At 66.2% G+C, this 2,925-nt stretch carries 2 protein-coding genes; one reads left to right on the top strand and one right to left on the bottom strand.

All coding sequences use genetic code 11. The features are described from left to right. Positions 1 to 28 precede the first annotated feature (28 nt). Positions 29 to 1,705 (bottom strand): hypothetical protein, encoded by a 1,677-nt coding sequence (locus AC1DZ6_RS22640; protein ID WP_477099366.1) that lies wholly within the window; start codon positions 1,703 to 1,705, stop codon positions 29 to 31. 301 nt (positions 1,706 to 2,006) lie between these two features. Here AC1DZ6_RS22640 and AC1DZ6_RS22635 point away from each other — a divergent pair, with 301 nt between their 5' ends. Then, positions 2,007 to 2,900 carry a bestrophin-like domain gene (locus tag AC1DZ6_RS22635; protein WP_477099365.1) on the top strand — a complete coding sequence of 298 codons (894 nt, stop codon included), beginning with the start codon at positions 2,007 to 2,009 and terminating at the stop codon, positions 2,898 to 2,900. Positions 2,901 to 2,925 lie beyond the last annotated feature (25 nt).

The raw sequence follows: 2,925 nt of genomic DNA, 5'->3' as shown, positions 1-2,925 counted from the left end.
AAGGCCCGGGATGACGGCTCTTACAGTATTACTTCTGATAGCTGGCCTTCTGGCTGAGCAGCCAGGAGAAATCGGCCGTCAGCTGGCCCGACTGGTTCCCCTTGCCGGACTTGGGGTCGTAGGACGTCCAGACCCCGGCCGACGAATGGCAGCCCATGCAGCTTTCCGTCTGGAAGGTCAGGGTGTTGATGCCCGGCGTCACCGGCTTGCCCTGGTTGTTGAGCACCGAGTTCCAGACCGGCGGCTGAGCGGCGCCCGAGGCGGGGCAGTCCTGGCCGCTGGGCAGCTCCTCGCCGTTGCACGCCACCTGATTGCCCTTCTGGAAGTAGGTTTCCATCGTGACATTGGTCAGGAACACCGGGGTGGGATTGCCGCCCGGCTTGTTGACGATGGCGTTGGGAAGGCCGCCGTTCCACGGGGCGGGACCCGCCGTCGGATCGGTCGGCCATTGGGTGTCGATCAGCTGGTAGTACTGCCAGACCGAGCCCTGGGCCTTGAGCGCCGCCTGGGCCTGGCGGTTCAGGGCCACCTTGTCGCCGGGGATCGGGATGCCGCGCCAGGCCTGGGTCGGGACGCGCGGATAGACGCCCTTCACCTTCTGCGGCAGCTGGTCGACCGCGCAGATCGGGCAGTTGGGATCGACGAACGACGGGTTCAGCTTGGGGTGGGCGACGGCGTCGACGTCCAGGTTGTCGACCTGTTCGAAGGTCGACCAGATCCACTGCGGCGAGGTCGTGCTCTTGTGGCCGATGTGCATGCCGACCAAGCCGACGACGACCTTGCGCTCAAGCTGCTTGCCGTCCGGCCCCTGGTCGATGATCACCGCCGGGCTGGTGTGGAAGCGGCTGAAGTCGTCCTTGCCGGCCTTGAGGATCCGCCAGGCGAACTTCAGCTCGAACGAGCCGCTCCAGTCCTTGTCGGGCGTGCCCAGCGGCATGGCCACCTTGCCGCCGGCCTTGGAGAAGGCGACCTGGCCGTTGATGTTGTAGAGGCTGTTGTCACAGAGATAGCCGACCTCGTTGGGGTCGATCATGATCTCGTAATAGACGAACTCGCCGTTCTGATCGAGCATCGGGCCCGAGAAGGCCTGGTTGATGTCGCTGAGATCGCCGAGATTGGCCGCGTTCAGCTCGCCCACCGCCGACAGCACGCCCAGGAAGCGGGTCGCGCGCGGATCGGCGTTGGCCACGGCCTGGGCCGAGAACGGCGCCAGTCCCCGGCTGACCGGCTTGCCCAGGTCGCCGCGGAACAGGGTCAGGGTGCGCGCCTTGGGCGACACGCCGCAGGCGGCCGGCTTGGCGCCGTCGGTCTGGAAGATCGAGCTGGAATTGTGCCACAGCGTCCAGTGCGGCTGGCCGAACTTCGTGTCGGTCAGCTTCGGCGCGGCCACGCCCTGGCTGTTGGTGGGCCAGTTCAGCGACAGGAACATCTGCCAGGAATAGAGATCGAACTCGCGCTGCACCTCGGAGAACTTCTGGACCTTCTCCAGGCGCGTTTTCAGCGCGATGTCGACGTCGCCCGGCATCTGCGGCGTCAGCTTGGGCGCGAAATTGGGAAAGGCCGCCAGATAGGCCGGCGCGGCCGACTTGACCGGCGGCGCGGCCACCGTCTTGGCCACGAACAGCGCCCCGCCGCCCGCCAGGCAGACCAGCGCCGCGGCCAGCGTCCGCCAGCCGATCTTACGTCCCGTTTTCGAGATTTCCATCACGCCCTCCGCCCATTTTCCGGCCGGGTCCGCGCAAGGCTGCGCCGTGCGTCACTGGCCCGAGCTTCGCCACAGGCTGATCACTCAAAGGGCGAGACGTCAATATATAAACGTTATGGTAGATAAGTCGGGTTTTTGGGGACCCGCGAGAATCCGGGGGAAGAACTAACGACGCCAGGGATTCACCCCATGGCGGAACCCGGCGTCGCGTCGAAAGATCGACGCTTTCGATCCGCCGGGAGATCCAGGAAATGGCTAGCGGAAAATCTGTCGGCCCGACCGAGCGCCAGGCCTTCGCGCGATGACCGGCGGTTTCGCCGGCTGGTTGGAGACCACGCCGTCCTGGCTGATCGGCCTGGTCCTGCTGGCGACCATGTTCGCGGCTTCGCTGTTCGGCGAATGGTTGAACCGGCGCGTGGCCAAGAAGAAGGACAAGCGCGAGGACGACGGCGATGGCGGCAAGGAGGGCTACATCGTCTCGGCCACCCTGGGCCTACTGGCCCTGCTGATGGGCTTCACCTTTTCGCTGGCCGTCGATCGCTTCGAGGCGCGGCGCATGCTGGTGCTCGAGGAGGCCAACGCCATCGGCACCACCTATCTGCGCACCCAGATGCTGGAGCCCGTCGACCGCGCCCGCATCAGCCAGATGCTGGTGGATTATACCGACAATCGCCTTCTCCTGGCCAAGGCGCCGCCCAGCCAGGCCCGGCCCCTGCTGGTCAAGAACGACCAGATGCTGACCGACCTGTGGACCGCCACGCTCGCGGCCTGGCCGTCGATCAAGGGCCTGGATTTCTCCAGTTCGTACCTGGAGACCATGAACAACATGATCGACCTGGACTCCGCGCGGAAGGCCGCCCGGCTGGCCCGCGTGCCGAGCACGGTGTTCTTCGTGCTGTTCGTTTATGTGATCACTTCGGCGGGGGTGCTGGGCTATGCCGGCGCGAACAAGGAAGGGCGCGGGGCGACCGCGTTCCTGTTCCTGCTGCTGGCGATCTCGCTGTTGCTGACGCTGGACATCGACCGGCCCAGGACCGGCCGGATCACCGAAAGTCAGGCGCCGATGGAACGTCTGAGGGACACGCTGCGCAGCCAACCGCCCGAGGTGTTCGATCGGATGTCGCCAGGAAAGGCCGCTCTGGCTCCCGCGCCCCCTGCGGCCGCAGTGGAACGCGTGGCGCCCGCAGCTCCCTAGACCCTGCCGTGGCAAGGCCTAGGGG

It is taken from the genome of Caulobacter sp. P1_B12_2, assembly GCF_056406675.1.
The sequence above is the reverse complement of the archived record's forward strand: the minus strand, read 5'-3'. Positions and strand labels throughout refer to the sequence as shown.